This window comes from Ferrimonas senticii DSM 18821, from assembly GCF_000422665.1.
GTDB classification, from domain to species: Bacteria; Pseudomonadota; Gammaproteobacteria; order Enterobacterales; family Shewanellaceae; genus Ferrimonas; species Ferrimonas senticii.
Genome location: NZ_KE383898.1, coordinates 234,053 through 250,618 on the forward strand (window position 1 = coordinate 234,053; position 16,566 = coordinate 250,618).

13 protein-coding genes are annotated in these 16,566 nt (G+C 56.4%); 2 read left to right on the top strand and 11 right to left on the bottom strand.

All coding sequences use genetic code 11. The features are described from left to right. Positions 1–37: 37 nt before the first annotated feature. The 11 genes from G506_RS0114275 to G506_RS19855 are packed head-to-tail and all read right to left on the bottom strand — an operon-like array spanning position 38 to position 12,549. On the bottom strand, positions 38–352 hold the full coding sequence (locus tag G506_RS0114275) for a hypothetical protein (protein WP_028117452.1): 315 nt from the start codon (positions 350–352) through the stop codon (positions 38–40). Next, on the bottom strand, positions 342–1,085 hold the full coding sequence (locus G506_RS20500; protein ID WP_169628114.1) for a tetratricopeptide repeat protein: 744 nt from the start codon (positions 1,083–1,085) through the stop codon (positions 342–344). The genes G506_RS0114275 and G506_RS20500 overlap by 11 nt, the downstream gene beginning before the upstream one ends. After that, complete coding sequence (locus G506_RS0114285) at positions 1,072–4,059, bottom strand: tetratricopeptide repeat protein (RefSeq protein WP_028117453.1); 2,988 nt, start codon at positions 4,057–4,059, stop codon at positions 1,072–1,074. Before G506_RS0114285 ends, G506_RS20500 begins: the two co-directional genes overlap by 14 nt. Next, positions 4,056–6,104: a hypothetical protein gene (locus G506_RS0114290; RefSeq protein WP_156904912.1), complete on the bottom strand. Its 2,049-nt coding sequence runs from the start codon at positions 6,102–6,104 to the stop codon at positions 4,056–4,058. Before G506_RS0114290 ends, G506_RS0114285 begins: the two co-directional genes overlap by 4 nt. Next, a complete protein-coding gene (locus tag G506_RS0114295; protein ID WP_051202161.1) occupies positions 6,092–6,625 on the bottom strand; it encodes a hypothetical protein in 534 nt (177 codons plus the stop codon). Before G506_RS0114295 ends, G506_RS0114290 begins: the two co-directional genes overlap by 13 nt. Then, a complete protein-coding gene (locus G506_RS0114300) occupies positions 6,612–7,742 on the bottom strand; it encodes a DUF3570 domain-containing protein (RefSeq protein WP_035387375.1) in 1,131 nt (376 codons plus the stop codon). The genes G506_RS0114295 and G506_RS0114300 overlap by 14 nt, the downstream gene beginning before the upstream one ends. Then, positions 7,729–7,995 carry a DUF4266 domain-containing protein gene (locus G506_RS0114305; protein WP_240473430.1) on the bottom strand — a complete coding sequence of 89 codons (267 nt, stop codon included), beginning with the start codon at positions 7,993–7,995 and terminating at the stop codon, positions 7,729–7,731. Before G506_RS0114305 ends, G506_RS0114300 begins: the two co-directional genes overlap by 14 nt. Further along, positions 7,988–8,488, bottom strand: a complete 501-nt coding sequence (locus tag G506_RS0114310; protein ID WP_028117458.1) for a TlpA family protein disulfide reductase — start codon at positions 8,486–8,488, stop codon at positions 7,988–7,990. The genes G506_RS0114305 and G506_RS0114310 overlap by 8 nt, the downstream gene beginning before the upstream one ends. Before the next feature lie 18 nt (positions 8,489–8,506). Continuing rightward, positions 8,507–9,130: an outer membrane beta-barrel domain-containing protein gene (locus G506_RS0114315; RefSeq protein WP_028117459.1), complete on the bottom strand. Its 624-nt coding sequence runs from the start codon at positions 9,128–9,130 to the stop codon at positions 8,507–8,509. Further along, positions 9,100–9,864 (bottom strand): SH3 domain-containing protein, encoded by a 765-nt coding sequence (locus G506_RS0114320; RefSeq protein WP_028117460.1) that lies wholly within the window; start codon positions 9,862–9,864, stop codon positions 9,100–9,102. The genes G506_RS0114315 and G506_RS0114320 overlap by 31 nt, the downstream gene beginning before the upstream one ends. Before the next feature lie 45 nt (positions 9,865–9,909). Continuing rightward, positions 9,910–12,549 carry an HzsA-related protein gene (locus G506_RS19855; RefSeq protein WP_035387376.1) on the bottom strand — a complete coding sequence of 880 codons (2,640 nt, stop codon included), beginning with the start codon at positions 12,547–12,549 and terminating at the stop codon, positions 9,910–9,912. Positions 12,550–12,825: 276 nt separating this feature from the next. On the opposite strand from G506_RS19855, the gene G506_RS0114330 reads away from it, so the two are divergent. Next, positions 12,826–14,064, top strand: coding sequence for a hypothetical protein (locus tag G506_RS0114330; RefSeq protein WP_051202163.1), 1,239 nt, complete (start codon positions 12,826–12,828; stop codon positions 14,062–14,064). 2 nt (positions 14,065–14,066) lie between these two features. After that, entirely contained in the window at positions 14,067–16,562 is a 2,496-nt protein-coding gene (locus G506_RS0114335; protein ID WP_084631420.1) for a LamG domain-containing protein, read from the top strand. The last annotated feature ends 4 nt before the right edge of the window (positions 16,563–16,566 follow it).

The following is a 16,566-nucleotide window of genomic DNA, read 5'->3' on the forward strand; positions in this document are numbered from 1 at the left end:
TCCTTATTCACGAAAGATGGCTGTTGTCAGCACGCGTTTATGGCTTAGGTAGACGCTTGCGAAATTCGGTTGGGTTTAACGGTTGCCAGCGGGGAACAACAATCGCTTGGTCGCCGCCAGTAACCTCGATTGGCTCGCCGGTGCCTTGCCACGGAATGATGTAGGTGACCTTGGGCTGGGCGGTAGAGCCGGTCACTTGGCTTTCAATCAGCACCGGCTTGTTGGCGTTGGTGGTTGCTTGATTGGGGCTGGGTGATTGCTCAGTACTTGCTGGTTGAGTCGTACTTGCTGGTTGATTAGCGCTGACACTGAAACTCAGCAGCCATAGCGACAGCGCAAATTTATAGGCCATGGCGCTGCTCCTCGGCGGTTTGCGTTTGCTCGGCCAGTTGCTCGGCGGGGCTGGTGCTGGTGTCATTGGGGGGTGGCGGCAGTTCGATACCGGCACGACGCATCTTCAGTTCGATTGCCGCCAGATACCGCGGCGCTTGCTGATCATCGCTGTTGGCCAGATACGCTTGATAATGCTGATGAGCTTGGCGCAGTTTGCCGCGATACAGTTCCAGTAAAATTGCCAAATTCAGATGGGCATCGGGGTAATAGGGCCAAATCGCCAGCGCTTTACGATAGTGCTGTTCGGCCTCGGCAAACTGACCACGGCGGCTTAACGCCAAGGCCAGCAGCTGCTGCGCATAAGGGTTGTCCGGATTAAGGCCGATGGCGTGACGCAAGGCGTTAACGGCGTCGTCATCGTTGGCTTGATGCAGCGCAATCAGGCCAAGGTTGACGGCAATCCCCGCAAGCTTGGGTTGCTGCTGTTGCAACTGTTCGAGTGCCTGTTTCGCCTGCGGCCACTGCTGTGCCCGAGTTAGGCGCAGTGCATGGCTAAAGGCACTGATGACATCTGGGCTAAGTCCCTCTGGCAGTGGCGGCTGATAGCCCTGTGAGATGTCAGCGGCTGTGGCATCTGCTGCCACACTGGGCGGCGCGGCTTGCGGTTCAACGCTGGCGCAGCCACTCAACAGGGCAATACTCAGCAAAGTGACAACGGGCAGTGGCCGTTGCCTTACGTTAATGGATGGCATCAACGGCATCGGCCAGTACCTCCGGTTTGTGGTAGAGCGCAGGATTCAGCTCGGCCAGTTGCGCAAAGCTTTGGGCGATCCAACGGTCATACAGGTCTTGCCACGCCCGTTGACTGTTGCCAAGGTGAAGCTCAATCGCCTTCTCTTCAAATGGATAGGCCAACTCTTCCAGCAGCAGTTCGTACTCCTCTAGCGCCAACTCATCCAGCTCCGTCGGTCGCTCTGAGCTCATCAACGCCTGTGCCAGATGACGATACAGTTCGGCGATCTGATAGGTGGCCTGCGGCACATAGTCCGCTGAGGCCAACTGCAACACCTGTTGATACTGGTTTAGGGTCGCTTGCAGCGCACGCTGTTTGCGGTTGAGGTTTGCCTTTAGCGGATGGCTTAAACGGATTGCCACAAACTGCTGCTGTTGATGTTGTCCCAGCGCCAATGCCGCTTGGGAGGCCAAGCTGATGGCGCGTGCCGCTTGCTGTTCGGCGCTGCTGGCGCGGCGATGGTGTTGTAGCGTCTGCTGATCCCAATATCGCTGCTTGTCGCCCTCATCCCGTTGCCGATAGAACTCGCGTAATTGCCAACGAGCCTCTTGGGCGATGGCGAACGGTTGCGGATAACGATGGGCATAGTCACGGTAGGCGTCGCGGGCCGCTTCATTATCGCCAGCACGTTGGTGGTATTCGGCGGCGCTGAACAGCGCCTGACGTTGCAGTTCGGGATCGCCGTCGCGCTCGGCCAGTAGTTGCAACTGGGCTGCCGCTTGTGGCCATAGTTCCAGCCCTTCGTATGCCATCAGTAACTTGGCGGGGACGGCCGCGGCTAACGGATTATCAGCAAACCGTTGTTGTACTTCAGTTAACACCGCAATCGCGGCCTGCCATTGTTGTTGTTCAAGCAGCAGATCGGCGGCATCAAATTCGGCGTTGGCTCGATAGCGAGACTCTGGCACTACTTGGCCAAGACGCAGCAATTGAGTAGTGGCGGCATTAGGATCTTGTGCCATCAGTTGCTGCCCTTGCAGATAGATGGTCGAGGCCAGCAGTTCCCGCAACTGCGCCACCTGTTGCTGGCGTTCGGTACTGGCCTTAGAAGCTTGTGGGTGTCTGTGGGCGTCGTTGTTGTCGATAAGCTGCAGCGCCCGTTGATAGTCCTGTTCCGCTTGTGGATAGCGCTGTAATTGGTAGCGGCGATTGGCCAGCAGTTGGCTGACCGCTTCGACCTGCTGCTGAGCGCTGTCCGATAGCTTTGGCAATGGCGTGATAAGACGATGTTGACGGTTGTCGTCAAAGCTTTCGAGTAACTGGTAATGGTTGAGAACCAAGTCATGCAGCATTAGTAACCGGGCGTCGTTGCCCTCATCAACAGCGTATTGCGCCCCCAGAGTCGCCAGTTGGATCGCGCGCGGATCATCAGGATAGTGCTTGATAAAGCGTAAGTCGTTGCGGTTACGCGCAGCGGTTAGCGGCGCTTGTTGCTGGGGGCTGAGGTTGCTGGCCAGCGCAGCGCGAGCGGTAACAGTGGTGGCGTAGGCAGCTTGCAAGCGCAGTGATAAATCGGCGGTGGCCGTTGGTGGGTAAGCCAGTTGCTGATAAGCGTTAAGCGCGAGGCGGTACTGCATCGCTGCAAAACGTGCCTCGGCATACAGATACTGATCCTGTGCCAGCGGGCGTGGCAGCTGCGCTGGTGCGGCTAACTGCGCCAGCTTTAGGTAGTCATCAAGGGCATCGGCAGCGTGGGCAAAGGCTTGTTGTTGCGCTTGCTGCTCGGTTGCTGACTGGGCGGTTTGTGCTTGCGCGGCGGCATACAGGCGGCGGCTGTGGTCATCGGCAAATTCAAGCAGTTTCGGCAGCAGTTCCGCCTGGCTGTCTTGGTCGGCGCTGTGCCAAAACGTGCTGGCAAGGCCGTAGCGTTGCAGAAATTGCCGCTGCAGGGTAAACATCGAGTCGAATTTGCCTTGGCGTTGATACCAAGTCATCAGCCGCAGGCTGTAACGGGCTGCCCACAGGTTATTGGGGGCTAACTCGATATAGGCCAGATAGCTTTGTTCGGCAGCCACCTGCAATTGATTGTCCCACAGAAACTGCGCCAAGTTGGCGAACAGCAACGGCTGATAGTGGCGCAGCAGCGGCAACGGCGTATTGCCGTTAACCAATTCAACCAAGGTTGCCGCTTGCTGTTGCTGGCTTAAAGAGATGCTCAGCACTCGTTGGGTGTCGGCGGCGATACTGGCGGCGCGTCGATCCAGGCCGCTAAGATCGAGTTTGGCCAACTGCTCGGGCGCTAGGGTAGCGAACACTTGCTCAAGTACCTGCAAAAAGCTGATGTCGGCCTTGGCTAGCTGGTTTTGCTTGAACTGGCTCCAGCCAATCATGTACTGACTGTTTAGGGCAAACTGCTGATTGTTTTCGGCGTTCAGTGCCGCTTGATAGGCTTCAATAGCGCGGTCATAGGCTTGCAGGTTGTAATAGATTTCGCCGCGGCGAAATTGCAATTCGGCAGCGTAGGGGCTGTGCGGATTTTGATTCAGCAGCCGCTCCATCACCAGCAAACTTTGTTGCTGATCACCTTGCAGATCCAGTGCTTTGGCCAGTTGATAGCGGATCGGTTGATTGTCTTGATGATTCGGGTGGCGCCTTAGCAGATCCTGATAGTCACCGATCAGCGCCTGCAGCGCCGCGGGATCGGTGAGCAAGCGATCGTTGTCGGCATCACTTTGTTCCAAGGCATCGGTGCGCACTTGGGCCAATCGATATTCCACTTGACGGCGGATCTGTGGATCGGCCTCCAATTGTTGCAGACCCGCGTAGATCTGCGCCAACCGTTGCTGTCGCTGGCGGTCGGTGAGATCGGTGGCCGCGACATTGCCACCGCGGTTGGCGCGAAGCTCGGCTAAAGTGGCGCGGGCAGCAGGCGCTGGTGGTTCGCTGCTGCAGCCGCCGAGCAGCAACGCCAAGGTCACGGTTAAGCGCTTCATGGTGTCACTCCCTGATCCCCTTGGCTGGCCTCGCCAGCGGTGCCAAGCTGCTCTAAAACCGCGGCGATCCGATGCTGGTTGGCCACGCTAAGCTGGCGTAAGCGTTGCTGTTGCTGCTGAACGAAGTCACCGATGGCGGTACTCAGTGCCTGTTGAGTCTGCAACAGCAGGCGCGAAAGTTGCCGCTGTTGCAGCACAAACCGCTGTGCTAGCTGCGCTTGTCGCTGTTGCAGTTGGCTAAGATCGGCCAATCCCGGCTGTTGCGTCGCCAGCGATTGCTCGGTGGCGGTTAATTGCGCCAGCGCGTCATCCAACTGTTGCAGCCGCTTTTGATGGCCCCAGGCGGCGCTGGGGTAGTTGCTGTGCAGCTCGAAATTGATCACCCCCTGCAACCGTGCCAGCCGCGCTTGATAATCTTGGGTTAGCGGTGTGCCGCGTAGGTGCTCAACGCGCTGTTGGCTGCGCTCAAGTCGTTTAAGACTTTGCCGCTGAGCCACGCTGGCTAAAGCCTGACCCTGCGGGAATTGTTTATCGTCGCTGACTAACTGCTGTGCCAACGCGTGGCGCTGCTGGTGCAGAGCAGCGATGGTGGCGCTGATGGTTTGGCGATCGTGCTGTTGTTGCAGTTGTGAGCGGCGCTGCTGATTCAGCTCAATGTTGTGCTCCGTCCATGCCAATCGCTGTTGCTGCGCTGCGAGCGAGGTTGCCAGCGATTGCAACGCTGTTCGCTGCTGATACAGCGCCGCAAATTGCGGTTGTTGCTTTGCCAACGTCAGCCAAGGCGAGGCGGTCGCAGCGGTTTGCAGTTGCGGTGTCGCGTTGGCGTCGTGGTGGTCATCAGTGGGCTTGTCGGTTGCAGCTTGAGCGCTGCCTAGCACCGCCAACTCGGCGGCGATTTCAGCGGCAAGGCCGCTGTTGTAGCGGCTGGCAAATTGCCCCAGTTGCCGCTGAATGTCGTTAAGTTGCTCGGCGGCTTGTTGATACAGCGTCAGCGCTTGGCGTGGTTGTCCCCAAGCGGCCATTTGGTCAGCGCGTTGCAGCAACGCTTGCCAACCGTAAGGGGAGTAGCGATAGCGGTCACTCAGTTGCCGGTAGATGTTGGCCGCCGCTTGATGCTGTTGCTGCTGCGCCAGCGCTTCGGCATACAGTGCCATCGCTTCGGCGCCGTAGGCACTTTGTTGCGGCATCTGCGCCAGCGTAGTGGCGGCTTGTGCCGGACGGCCTTGACTTAGCGCCAGTTGCCCGAGCAACAGCGTGGCATGATCGGCCAACGCTTGCCGCTCTTGCTGTAGCGGCGTCAGTTGTTGCAGTGGTTGTGGCGTTTGCCAGGGCATAAACAGCCATTGCCAAAATGGCTGTGGTGCGACGGCGTGCGGAGCATCGCGAACCTCACGCAGTAGCGGTTCGGCTTGCAGCGGTTGCTGTTGTTGCAAGTGCCATAGGGCGCGATTGAGCTGCAGATACCAGTGTTCAATCGGTGCCGTTGCCAGTGCCGGTTGTGGCTCGCTTAAGTTCACCTGTTGTGGCCAGTTGGCTAACTGTTGCAGCAGTTGATAGTGACTGCGATACGGCGTGTCGATGGCTGCCAACGGCAATGCCTGTAGGCGGTTAAGTTCAGCTTGGGCCTGCTGTGGCTGCTGCTGATCTAAGCGCTGCTGCGCCAACTGCATGGTGGCGATAAGCAGCAGTTGCTCAGCACGGTTAAGATGGCGCTGGTCTTGGCGGCCATCGGTGGTCAGCAGTTGGCGGTTATTAACCAGCTGATTCAGGGTGTCGCTGGCTTGCTGGTGCAACCCCAATGACACTTGCAGGCCAGCACCGAACAGGCGGCTTTTGCCGGTGTCGCGCTGATAGCGCTGCTGATTCAACTGCAGTTGAATCAGGGCTTGTTGCGGCTCGCCGTTAAAGTAGAAATAGAGCGCCTGTCGATACAGTTTTTCGCTAAACGGCTGCGCTAGCTCGCTGGCTTGGGCGGCCGGCAACAGCGCCAGCAAGCCACCAAACAGTGCTGCCAACCGCCGTTTAGCGGGGGCTAAAGTTGCCACTGTTCAACCTCGACTTCGGCGCGGTTATTGCTGGTTTGATCCGCCAGCTTCAGTTCCAGCATCACCCCCTCTTGCTGTTTGACGAAACGATGATTGACCGCCCGTTGTACCCGTCTGCCGTGTTGATCGGTGCCATTAAATATCGCGGTTAGGGTGTGCTCGCCGCTTTTGACGTTGCCGATAAACAGTCGTTGAATCCCCCCTTGTTCAAGGGCATGACGCTGGCGTTCGGTATACAGCGCGCCGGCAATATCGCGGTCGTTAAGTTTTACCTCAACGCTGTCGAGCTTAAAGAAGTGGCCAACGTCAACCGAGACAAAGACCGCGATCTGGGTATTGGCAGGAAACAGCAAGTCCTCTTCAAGAATGAACAGGTCGCGGTTAAGTTCGAGCACCTGTTGTTTTAACTGTTCTATCTCGGTTTCCAGTGGCGTTGGCTCGGCCGCGAGGGCAGGTGTAGTAGCGCCAAGGCTTAACAGTAGCGCCCAGCAACGGGCGATGATCGGCTTAAAAGTAGACACTGTAAAATGCCCTCACTACGTTGGCTGAGAATTGATAAAGCGGCTCATTACCGATGCCGCCCGCTTGGCGAGGATCGCGAAAGTTGTTGTAATCGAACTGGATGTGATCCCACTGCAGTGACAGTTCTGCGGGCCAGTCGTTGATGGTCAGGCTGCTGGGTAACTGGTAAGTCAGACCCAGCCCCAAGGTCAGATCGGTAAAATCGCTGAGCTCTTTATCGCGGGCCAGATAGTTTTGGGCGTTGCGATAGGGAAACAGATCGGCGTAAAAGCTGGCTTGGGTTTGTTGGTAGTAGCGCGCTTTAAACTCCAGTTCAAAGGCGTCGCCCAATGGTTGGCGATAGCCCAGTTCGATATCGCTGGCGCGGATCTGCCAGCTATCGGCAAAGTAGCGATAGTGGCTCATCAGTGCGGCTCGATAGGGTAAGAAGTAACTGACGCTGAAGCGGGCGGCGGCGGAATAGCGCTCATCGGGATAGATTTCGGTTTGATAGCCGAATCCCGCCGGTTGGCTGCTATCAAGGTAACGGACGCTGCGATAGGGATTATTTAGGTAGCCCTTGTCGACGATCGCTTCAAGGTTTAGTGCCGACGTTAAGTTGCGGGTTAGGATCTGATTGATGCCAGCCCGGATCCGAAATTGCTGAGCCCGCTGTTCAAAGCTGTCGTCGCCGTTACGCCGCACCTCATTATCACCATAACCAACCCCAAGGCTTAAATTGGTCATGTCACCGAAGGTATCCTGTGATACCCCGACGCTGAATGAACGAGCCAGATAATCGTCCTCGTCACTTTGGCGCAGGTTTAGGGTCATCAGGGTTTTTTCGCGCAGGTATTCAACCCCCAGTTGCAGTTCGTGGCGATCCTCCGAATAGGGGCTGGCGGTGCTTAAAACATCCACCGATGCCGATGAAATCCGGTCGAGGTAGTAGTAACCGCTGATGGCGATGCTGTCGCTGGCTTGCTTGCGAATTAAGATCGCCGGTCCGTCGATTTTCATCCCGCCGCCTTGGTAGCTGTGGTACATCGCGTCGGCGCGATCGGCCTCCAGCACAGCGGCGATGCTGTGGCCGCTAACCCACAGCAGCAGTATAGCCAGCAGTCTAGTTGCAGCCACAGCCACCTCCACTGCCGCCCTCGGCACCACGGGCCGCTTCGCGCCCCTCTAGGACGTGGCCGACATGCATGTCAGCGATCGGATGGCGGCTTTGCTTCATGATTGGATCCGATAGGTTTTGCCGCTCATAGGGTTTTACCCAAGGTTCGAGCTTCAGGTTGCTGCAGCCGCCCAGCAGCGCTACCAGCAGTAATGCTGCGGCGGTTAACTGAAGCGGATGCCGCGCCGTTATAGGCGTGCTGACGTTATTCACGGATCAGCGCCTTTAACGCTTGTTCGTATTTGGCCTCATAGCCGGCTTTGTAACCAAGAAACTGTTGGCGAACAACGCCGTCGCGATCGACGATTACGGTGGTTGGCATGGCGCTTACGTCATAGCTTGCCGACAGTTGGTTATCGGCATCGAATAGGATCGGAAAGTCGATGCTCATCCCTTTTAGGAAGTCGCGCCCAGCTTGATTGTCCTGTTCAACATTGATCCCCCACACTTGGATGCCCAGTGGCTGATATTTCTGCTGCAGTTGTTGCAGTATCGGCATCTCTTGGCGACATGGGCCGCACCATGACGCCCAAAAATTGATAAGTACAATCTGGCCGCGTTGCTCGGACAGTTTCAGGTTGCTACCGGTTAGACTTTTTAGGGTGAAATCTGGCGCGGTGTCGCCGATCTCGATGGCAGCGCTGCTGGCGCTAACCAGCAGCGCTGCAATGGCGATGGTGCTTCGAACAGTAAGACGGGTAAACATGGACACTCCTTGATTCAACTAGAAATAGATCGCCAATCCAGTGGCGAAGTTGAAGTTGTGGGTGATCTTGGACTTGCCGGTCAGGTTGGAGCGGAACACGTAATCGGTCATCTGCAGATCCCACGCCAACCAATCGGTCAGATACAAGCGATAGTTGACTCCAGCATGTGCGGTAAGGCGCTCATCCCCGCCAAAGTCGGTGTTGCCGGCGCCCGCTTCCAGCGACAGCACACTGTTAAATGCCCAAGTTGGGCTTAAAAACACCTCACCGGGCAGCAAGTTGTAGCCAAGGCTTAAGCCGTAATAGCGCAGTTCTCGTTGTTCATCGGTCAGCAGTGGCGCGGCATTAACCAGCTCCTCGAAGCTGGTGTCGCCGCCTTCAGATTGGCCATAGCGGGCTTTGAGATAAAAGCTTTCGCTTAGGTGGTAGCCGATGTGACCGCTGAACCAGGTGCTGCTTTCGAAATCCTCAATCGACAGGATCCCGCCGCCGATGCCGATCTCAAAATCTTCGGTATCGATCAGCTGATGGTCCAATTGTCGTCGCTCGGTTTCCACCGGCAGCGACAGGGCATCGGCGCTGACTGCCGGACTCGACAGCACCGCTAAGGCTAGAAAAATACGCTGAATCCCAATTTCCATGTGTGTATCTCATTAATTTGTTCTTGATGGGTTACCGGTATTGCTAAGCGGTATTCGGCGCGCAGCACAACGTTACCGGCGAAGTGATATTTAACTCCGGCGCTGCTGCCGATAAGGGTGTGGCGTCGTTCAATGCCGTCGGCTAATACCCCATGGGGCTCGGTCTCAATCGCGCCAGCGCCAACTCCCAGATAGGGGCTAAGTGGCCACTCGGAAAATGGTTGGGCGATGAGCATCAACTCGGCTACGCTGCTGTCCGCCACCGAACCAAGGGCTTTGCCTAGGCTCGCTTCGATGCTGAATACTGAGCTCAGGGCGTAGTCGGCGTACACGTTGTAAAAGTGGGCGCCTGCCATATCGCCGTACATCACTCCCACTTCCCACTGGCGCTCACTGTATGGTGGCATGCTGGGTTGATGTTGCAGTCGTTGCCCTGCTTGACTAAGCGCGCCGAGTTGACGTTTCGAAAACCAACCACGGCGTTGTCGTTGGTCTTGCAACTGCAGCCAACCGGTACGGGCACGGATCACCTGTAACGTTTCCCCTTGTTCGAGCACGGCGATGATTGGGTAGCGTTCGCTGGGGCCAGAGCGCAGCTCGATAAAGCTGGCTTCAACCCGTAAGCTGGCGTAGTCATCGTCGGTAGCTACCGCAGGCGTCATCCACAGCGCCAGCGGTAACGTCAACAGCAGTCGCCACGCGAAATTTGCATAACAGCCGTAAGCCGCAATCACATCTGATCCCTTTGTTATTGTTATTAGCGCTAAGCGATCTCAGGCTTAGTCGTCGCTGTAAAATGGGGTGTTATAAAACTGGCCACCGATATCCAGCCACTCGCTAATTAGCCGTTGTTCGTCCGCGCTCAGTTGCTGTGGGTGGCTGGCATCGTTAACGGCGTTGAAAAAGCGATTGCTGGCGCGGCCACCGTTTACTTGCATCGCAGCGGTTACCTCAACGGTGGTTAACAGCGGTATTGGGTTGCCGTCGTCATCCAGAATCAGTTCGCCATCGGCGTCGGTTTGATAGACCGGATTGCCATCGGCATCGGTGACCTCAATCAGGCGATCTAGCAACACCCCGTCAACCAACTGTTGCTCAACGTCGTTAAACAGCAATTCGCGGTAGCTGATTGGATGCGCTGGTTGCTCGGCGGACGCGGCGGCGCTCAAATCCAACTGGCCAGCGGGCAGTTGCGCTTGGCCATCGGCATCGATGCTGCTGTGGCAACTGCTGCAGCGGTGATCTGCCACTGGCAGGCCATCCCTATCCAGTTGTGGCCGAGCCAAGTCCCACAGCGGTTGAATGTGGTCGCGGTAGTTAATTTGCAGGCGACAGTAGGCGTGCCACTGGTCAAAGCAATCACTGCCGATTGGCGCTGGGGTTGCAAGGTTGGCGTAGCTCAGTAGCAGTTCGGGATTGGCGCTGCGAGCGCTTACGTCGGTCCAACGGTCTTGATAGTGCAGCGATGCTTGCAACTGCGCGATCCCTAGCGCTTCGGCCATGGTCTGTCCAGCACTGGGGATGATGTCGGGGTTGCTGTTGCGAAACGGCATGCCACCAATGGCGCCCAGATTGATGCTGGCGGGTTCGGCATCAAACCGGCCATGGCCAAGGGTGTTATTGGCACTATGGCAACCGTTGCAGCTAAGGGTTTCGCCAGGGCTAACCGTTAGCCAATTGTGATGGCGGCCGTGCAATCGTTGGCCGCTGCCATCGACGACGCTCAGTGCCAGTGGCACATTCGCCGGGATCTGCACTTGTACCGAGCCATCGGGCTGGATTGGGGTGTAGCCGACGATTTCGCGCATCAATTGATTTTGGCTACGACCAAAGTCGCTGGCGGGCAGTTGGCGCACCGCTTCAGGCGGCATCGGCACGCCCCGCAGAATTCGTAAAAACCTTGCTGGTCTGGCGCTGGCAGGGGTCTGCTTGGGATCTGCCAGATCAACAATGCCATTGGGGTAATCAGGGCTGATACTGCTGTCGATGCCGCCAATGTCGTAGACGCTGCGGATATTCAGCACCCCAGTTTGAGCGGCGGCTAACGGCGCGTCGAGTTCGACTCCTAAACGCTTAGGGGCGATGTAACTTTTGGGATTGGCGCTGGCTTGCAGCACCAACGCTTCGGTGATCAGTTGCTGGTCATTAACCCGCCGCGCTCGCTGTTGGGTGCCGTTGGCCCGATTCAGTAGCCAAAGCTCATATTGCGCCGGCGCAAGGCTGACGTTATCCGCTTGCAGTTGGCTGGCGCTCAGTTGGCCGCAACTGCGAACGGCACCATCGACAACAACTCGGCACAGATCCCAACTCAACAGATAGCGGTCGCTGCCATCGACTAACGGCCACAGGTTGGCCAAGCGGCCATCGGGATTGATGGCATCGCCTAGGGTAAATTGAAAGTCGGCCAGTGCCAGTGACGCGCTGCTGGGACGGCTACTGCCGCTGGGGCTGATACTTTGCTCGAGATCCAGATAATCGCTGATGTTTACCAACAGTGGCCGCTTGTGCAGTGCGGCGGGATCGCTGCCTTGCAGTTGCAGGTAGATGTCACCATTGGGCAATTGCTGTGGCTTGACCAGATCCAAGTCAATGGTCTGGCCATCAAGGCTAATTTGCCGGCTATGCCAGCCAAAACGCAGTTGGTTGTCGCTGCCATCGGGATTGATCTGATACAGATTGATACCGCGATTGCCGCCCATGTTGTCCCAGCGGCTGTATAGGATGGTGCCATCTTGCTGCACCAGCGGGTGCGTGTCGTGACTTAGGTTAAAGGTTAACTGCTCGATGTTGCTGCCGTCGGCTTCCATCACATGCAGGTTAAAGGTGGCATGGCGACGCTGTTCATCCAACGCTTGATATTGTGGTTTGCCCTCATCGAGTAAAATCGCCCGACTTTGTTGCTGGCGATCAGACGCGAATACGATGCGGCCATCTGGCAACCACTGCGCCATGCGATCGTTACCGCGCTCGGCACTGTTGTCGCTGCTGATCACTCGGCTTAACCGTTGCTCGGCTCGTTGATAGCGCCAGATGTTCCAACTTGGTTGTGGTTGCTGTTGATCCTCTGGTTGCGGTGCTCGCAGCGAAAATAGCAGTGTTTGACCGTCATCAGAGATAGCCAGGTCCGCCACATCAATCTGCGCATTGGCGTCAAACAGCGATTGGGTTAGCGGCCGCGAGTTGGCATCGGCCGCAGCGCTTTGCTGCAGCCACAATTGTGCGCCTGGGTTGAAGTGGGCGGGGTTGCGCGGGTCCACCTGAGGGGCGCCGCCGTCGCTAGAGCGGATGATGTACGCCACTGGATCTTCCACCAAGATTGGATCCGGTTGTTCATTTCGCAGTCCACCATCGCCGTTGCAACCGGCGATGACCAGTAACGACGACCACAGCACTGCCTTGCATCCATGCAATGGCAACATCTACAGCTCCTAGTGCAAACGTCTTGGCGCTTGCGAATCAAATGCATTTGTTAGTTGTAATTATCTTGACAAGTTTGTCGCTGTGCACGCACCATTTCAACACTTTTTTAACAATCCTCCGCATTGCGGAGGTGGCTTTAATCAGGATGATGAAGCCGCAATCAGCAGGTAATAGTTCGAAATTTCAATTCTGTAGCGATTGCTATTGGGCATTAGTAGTAAGCCAGAGATTGTGAACAGATCGTCGTTGATTGCCTCACAGCCAGGGAGAGGGCGATGGGCAGGGCAGTGCCAAAGGGATTTGGTTATCGATTTCGGATTGTTGGGCCGCCACTGGTGGTGGCAGCGCTTAGTATCGTTAGCGCTAAGGTCTTGGCCGCCGCGCCGGAACAAGCGCAACGGCTGCATAATCGTCTGGCGGGAGTGCCTGCAGATGCCGCCACTCTGACGCAGATGACTGCTTTGATTGAATCCGGTCAAACCGAACAGGCCGCCTATATTGCGATGGCACATCCGGCCTTTTACAGCACCACATTAAAGCGGTTCGCAACCCCGTGGAGCAACATCGACCAAGACCAATTTGCAGAGCTAAATGACTACACCGCGACGGTGATTGGTGTGGTACGCGACGAAGTCGATTTTCGACAGATACTGCAAGGCGATCTGCTGTACGTCGGCAAAGCGGAGCTTGGAGCACCACGCTATCAGGTTGCCAATAACGATCACTATCAAGCGCTGGAGCAAAATTTTGCCGATCTTAAACTGGGATTAGAGGCGGTTAGCCAAGCGTCCTACAACGGCTTACCACTGGCGGCTACCGCTGGCGTGCTTACCAGTCGCGCTGCGGCCCAGGCATTCTTCTACCTTGGCACCAACCGAGCGATGTTGCGTTTTACCCTGATCAATCACCTTTGCACTGATCTGGAACCGCTGAAAGACAACAGCTTACCGACCGATCGCATTCGCCAAGATGTTAGTCGTAGTCCTGGCGGTGACAGCCGCTTGTTTATCAACAACTGCTCCGCCTGTCATAGCGGCATGGATCCGCTGGCGCAGGCGTTTGCTTATTACGACTATCAATTTGACCGAGAAGCGGATCCGCAAGGGCAAAACGGGCGAATTGTCTATAATGCCGCCGGCCAGTTAGACCCAGCGAGCGGCTCTCGCGTGCAAGCCAAATACCACATCAACGCCAACACCTTTGCAGCGGGGTTCGTCACTACCGATGATCGTTGGGATAACTACTGGCGCAGTGGCAGCAATCGTCAGTTGGGTTGGGATCAGGCGCTTGCTGGCAGTGGTGTTGGCGCTAAATCATTGGGGCAAGAGCTGGCTAACAGTCACGCGTTCGCCCAGTGTCAGGTTAAAAAAGTATTTGAAAACGTTTGCTTGCGAACCCCTACAGACAGCGCAGATCTGGCGCAATTGGCCAGCAGTACCAGCAATTTTAAAGCCAACGGTTATCGACTAAAGCAAGTGTTTGCTGAAGTTGGTGGCTACTGTATGGGAGAGTAGCCATGACCATTCAGTTGTTGCAATGGGTTCACTTGCCGGTCCGCCAACTTGGTTGGTTAGTGCTTGGCACAGCGTTAATCAGTGGTCTTAGCGGCTGTGGTGGTGGCGATAACAGTGTGCAAGTTCAGAACAATCCACCGCCGCCGGATAACAGCAGCAGTGGTGAATATCTAGGACCACCGCCAGCCACCCAAGATATTCAGAAATACAAAACCCACCTGTGGGATAACATCGCCATCGATAATCGCTGTGGTGCCTGCCATACGCCGGGTGGCCAAGCGCCGTTCTTTGCCAATCGTGATGATGTCAACTTAGCCTACGCGGCCACCACCGCGCTGGTGAACCTAAGCGATCCAGCCAGCTCTCGGTTGGTGGAAAAGGTCGCCGCTGGGCATAACTGCTGGCTTACCAGTAACAGTGCTTGTGGCGAGACCATCAGCCAGTGGATCCGACTGTGGTCTGACGAACGGGTGAGTACTGTCAATGTGATTGAGTTGACCGCACCGGTGCTGCGTGATCCTGGTGCCAGTAAAAACTTCCCTGCTGATCCCGCGCTGTTTGCCAACCATGTCTATCCGTTGCTCACTCAATACTGTGCCGCTTGTCACAGCGAAACCGCAGCCGTGGCGCAATCGCCGTTTTTTGCCAGCAACGAGGTTGCAAAGGCTTATGAAGCGGCCAAGACCGTAATTAATTTGGATCAGCCGGAGCAATCGCGGTTGGTGGTGCGCTTGGGTAGCGAGTTTCATAACTGTTGGAGTAACTGTCAGCAGGACAGCGCCCAGATGCTCGCGGCGATCGATGCGATGGCGGCGGCAATTCCGCTTGATGAGATTGCGCCAGAGTTGCTGGTTTCGAAGTCGTTACGGCTGGTCGATGGCATTACGGCGTCAGCCGGTGGTCGCTATGAAGATGATCTGATTGCCCTCTACCAGTTTAAAGCGGGCGAGGGGCGTACCGCTTTTGATACCTCTGGCATTGCACCGGCGGCCAATTTAACCCTCAGTGGTGAGGTATCGTGGCTTGGCAGTTGGGGGCTAAGTTTTGTTGATGGCAAAGCGCAGGCCAGCACCGCCAGCAGTAAAAAACTGCACGATCTGATCCGCGCCACCAATGAGTTCGCGCTTGAGGCATGGCTAACCCCAAATAACGTCACCCAAGAGGGACCGGCGCGGATCATCAGTTACTCCGCCGGTGACCAAGACCGCAACGTTACCTTGGGGCAAACCCTATATAACTATGACTTCTTATTGCGAAGCAGCGAATCGGATAACAACGGTCAACCGGCGCTAAGCACTCCTGATGCGGATGAGGTGTTGCAGGCCACCTTGCAGCATGTCGTGCTCAGTTACAGCGCCACTAATGGGCGGCGTTTGTACGTCAATGGCGAGTTGATCGAGGTCGCTGACGAAGCGATCGCGCCGCTGGCAAATTGGGATGACAGCTACGCGCTGATACTGGGCCGTGAAGCGTCGAATCAACATCGGTGGCAGGGGGATGTTCGTTTGCTGGCGATCTACAACCGCGAACTGACCGCCGAGCAGATACGGCAGAATTTCGAGGTTGGTGTCGGCGAAAAGTTCTACCTGCTGTTTGCCATCAGTGAACCGGTCGACTTGGCCAACACCTACGTGATGTTTGAGGTCAGCCAATTTGATAACTACAGCTATCTGTTTAGTGGCGCGGCGTTGGTCAATATTGATGGCCGCGAGGTAACTCAAGCCTTTTCCCTCAGTGGTATGCGCCTTGGCATTAATGGCAAAGAGAGCGTCACCGGCCAAGCTTACGTTAATCTTGATGCCACCATCGGCAGCGGTACGGATCTGAGCAGGCCGCTGCCGCTATCGGCGCTGGGCACCATCATCGGTGTTGAAAAGGGCCCTGAGCTGGATGAATTTTTCCTGACTTTCGAGCGTTTAGGCGAGCAACAGCACCTTCGCGTCGAAGCGCCATGGGTGGCAACAGCGGCAATCCCACAGGTTAATGATCGCAGTGATATTGGCATTCGCAATTTCGCTGAAATTAACCACAGCATGAGTGTTCTTACCCAAGTGCCGCAAAGCCAAAGTGAGGTTGCTGCCACCTATCGCTTGGTACAGCGGCAGTTGCCAGGCAGTAGCAATATCGAAACTTTCACCTCGGCGCAGCAGATGGGCATTACCCAGTTGGCTATCGCCTACTGCAACGCCGCCTTTGACGATGTTGCCATTCGCCGCGATTGGCTGCCCGATTTTGATGTTGACCAAGCGCCGGATGTGGCGCTCAGTGTCGCCAATCGCAACCACTTGATCACGCCGCTATTGGCGCGCTTGTTACCCCAAGTTGCAGCGGCTGAGCTGGCCAGTCAGCCAAGTCACGCGCAAGTCACCAGTGAGCTAAATCAGCTTATTGATCGGCTCAGCGTCTGTGATGGCGGTTGCGATAGTCAGCGCAGCGCCACCATCGGTAAGGCTGCCTGCGCAGCGGTGCTGTCGAGCGCGACGATGTTGGTTCAATAGGAGA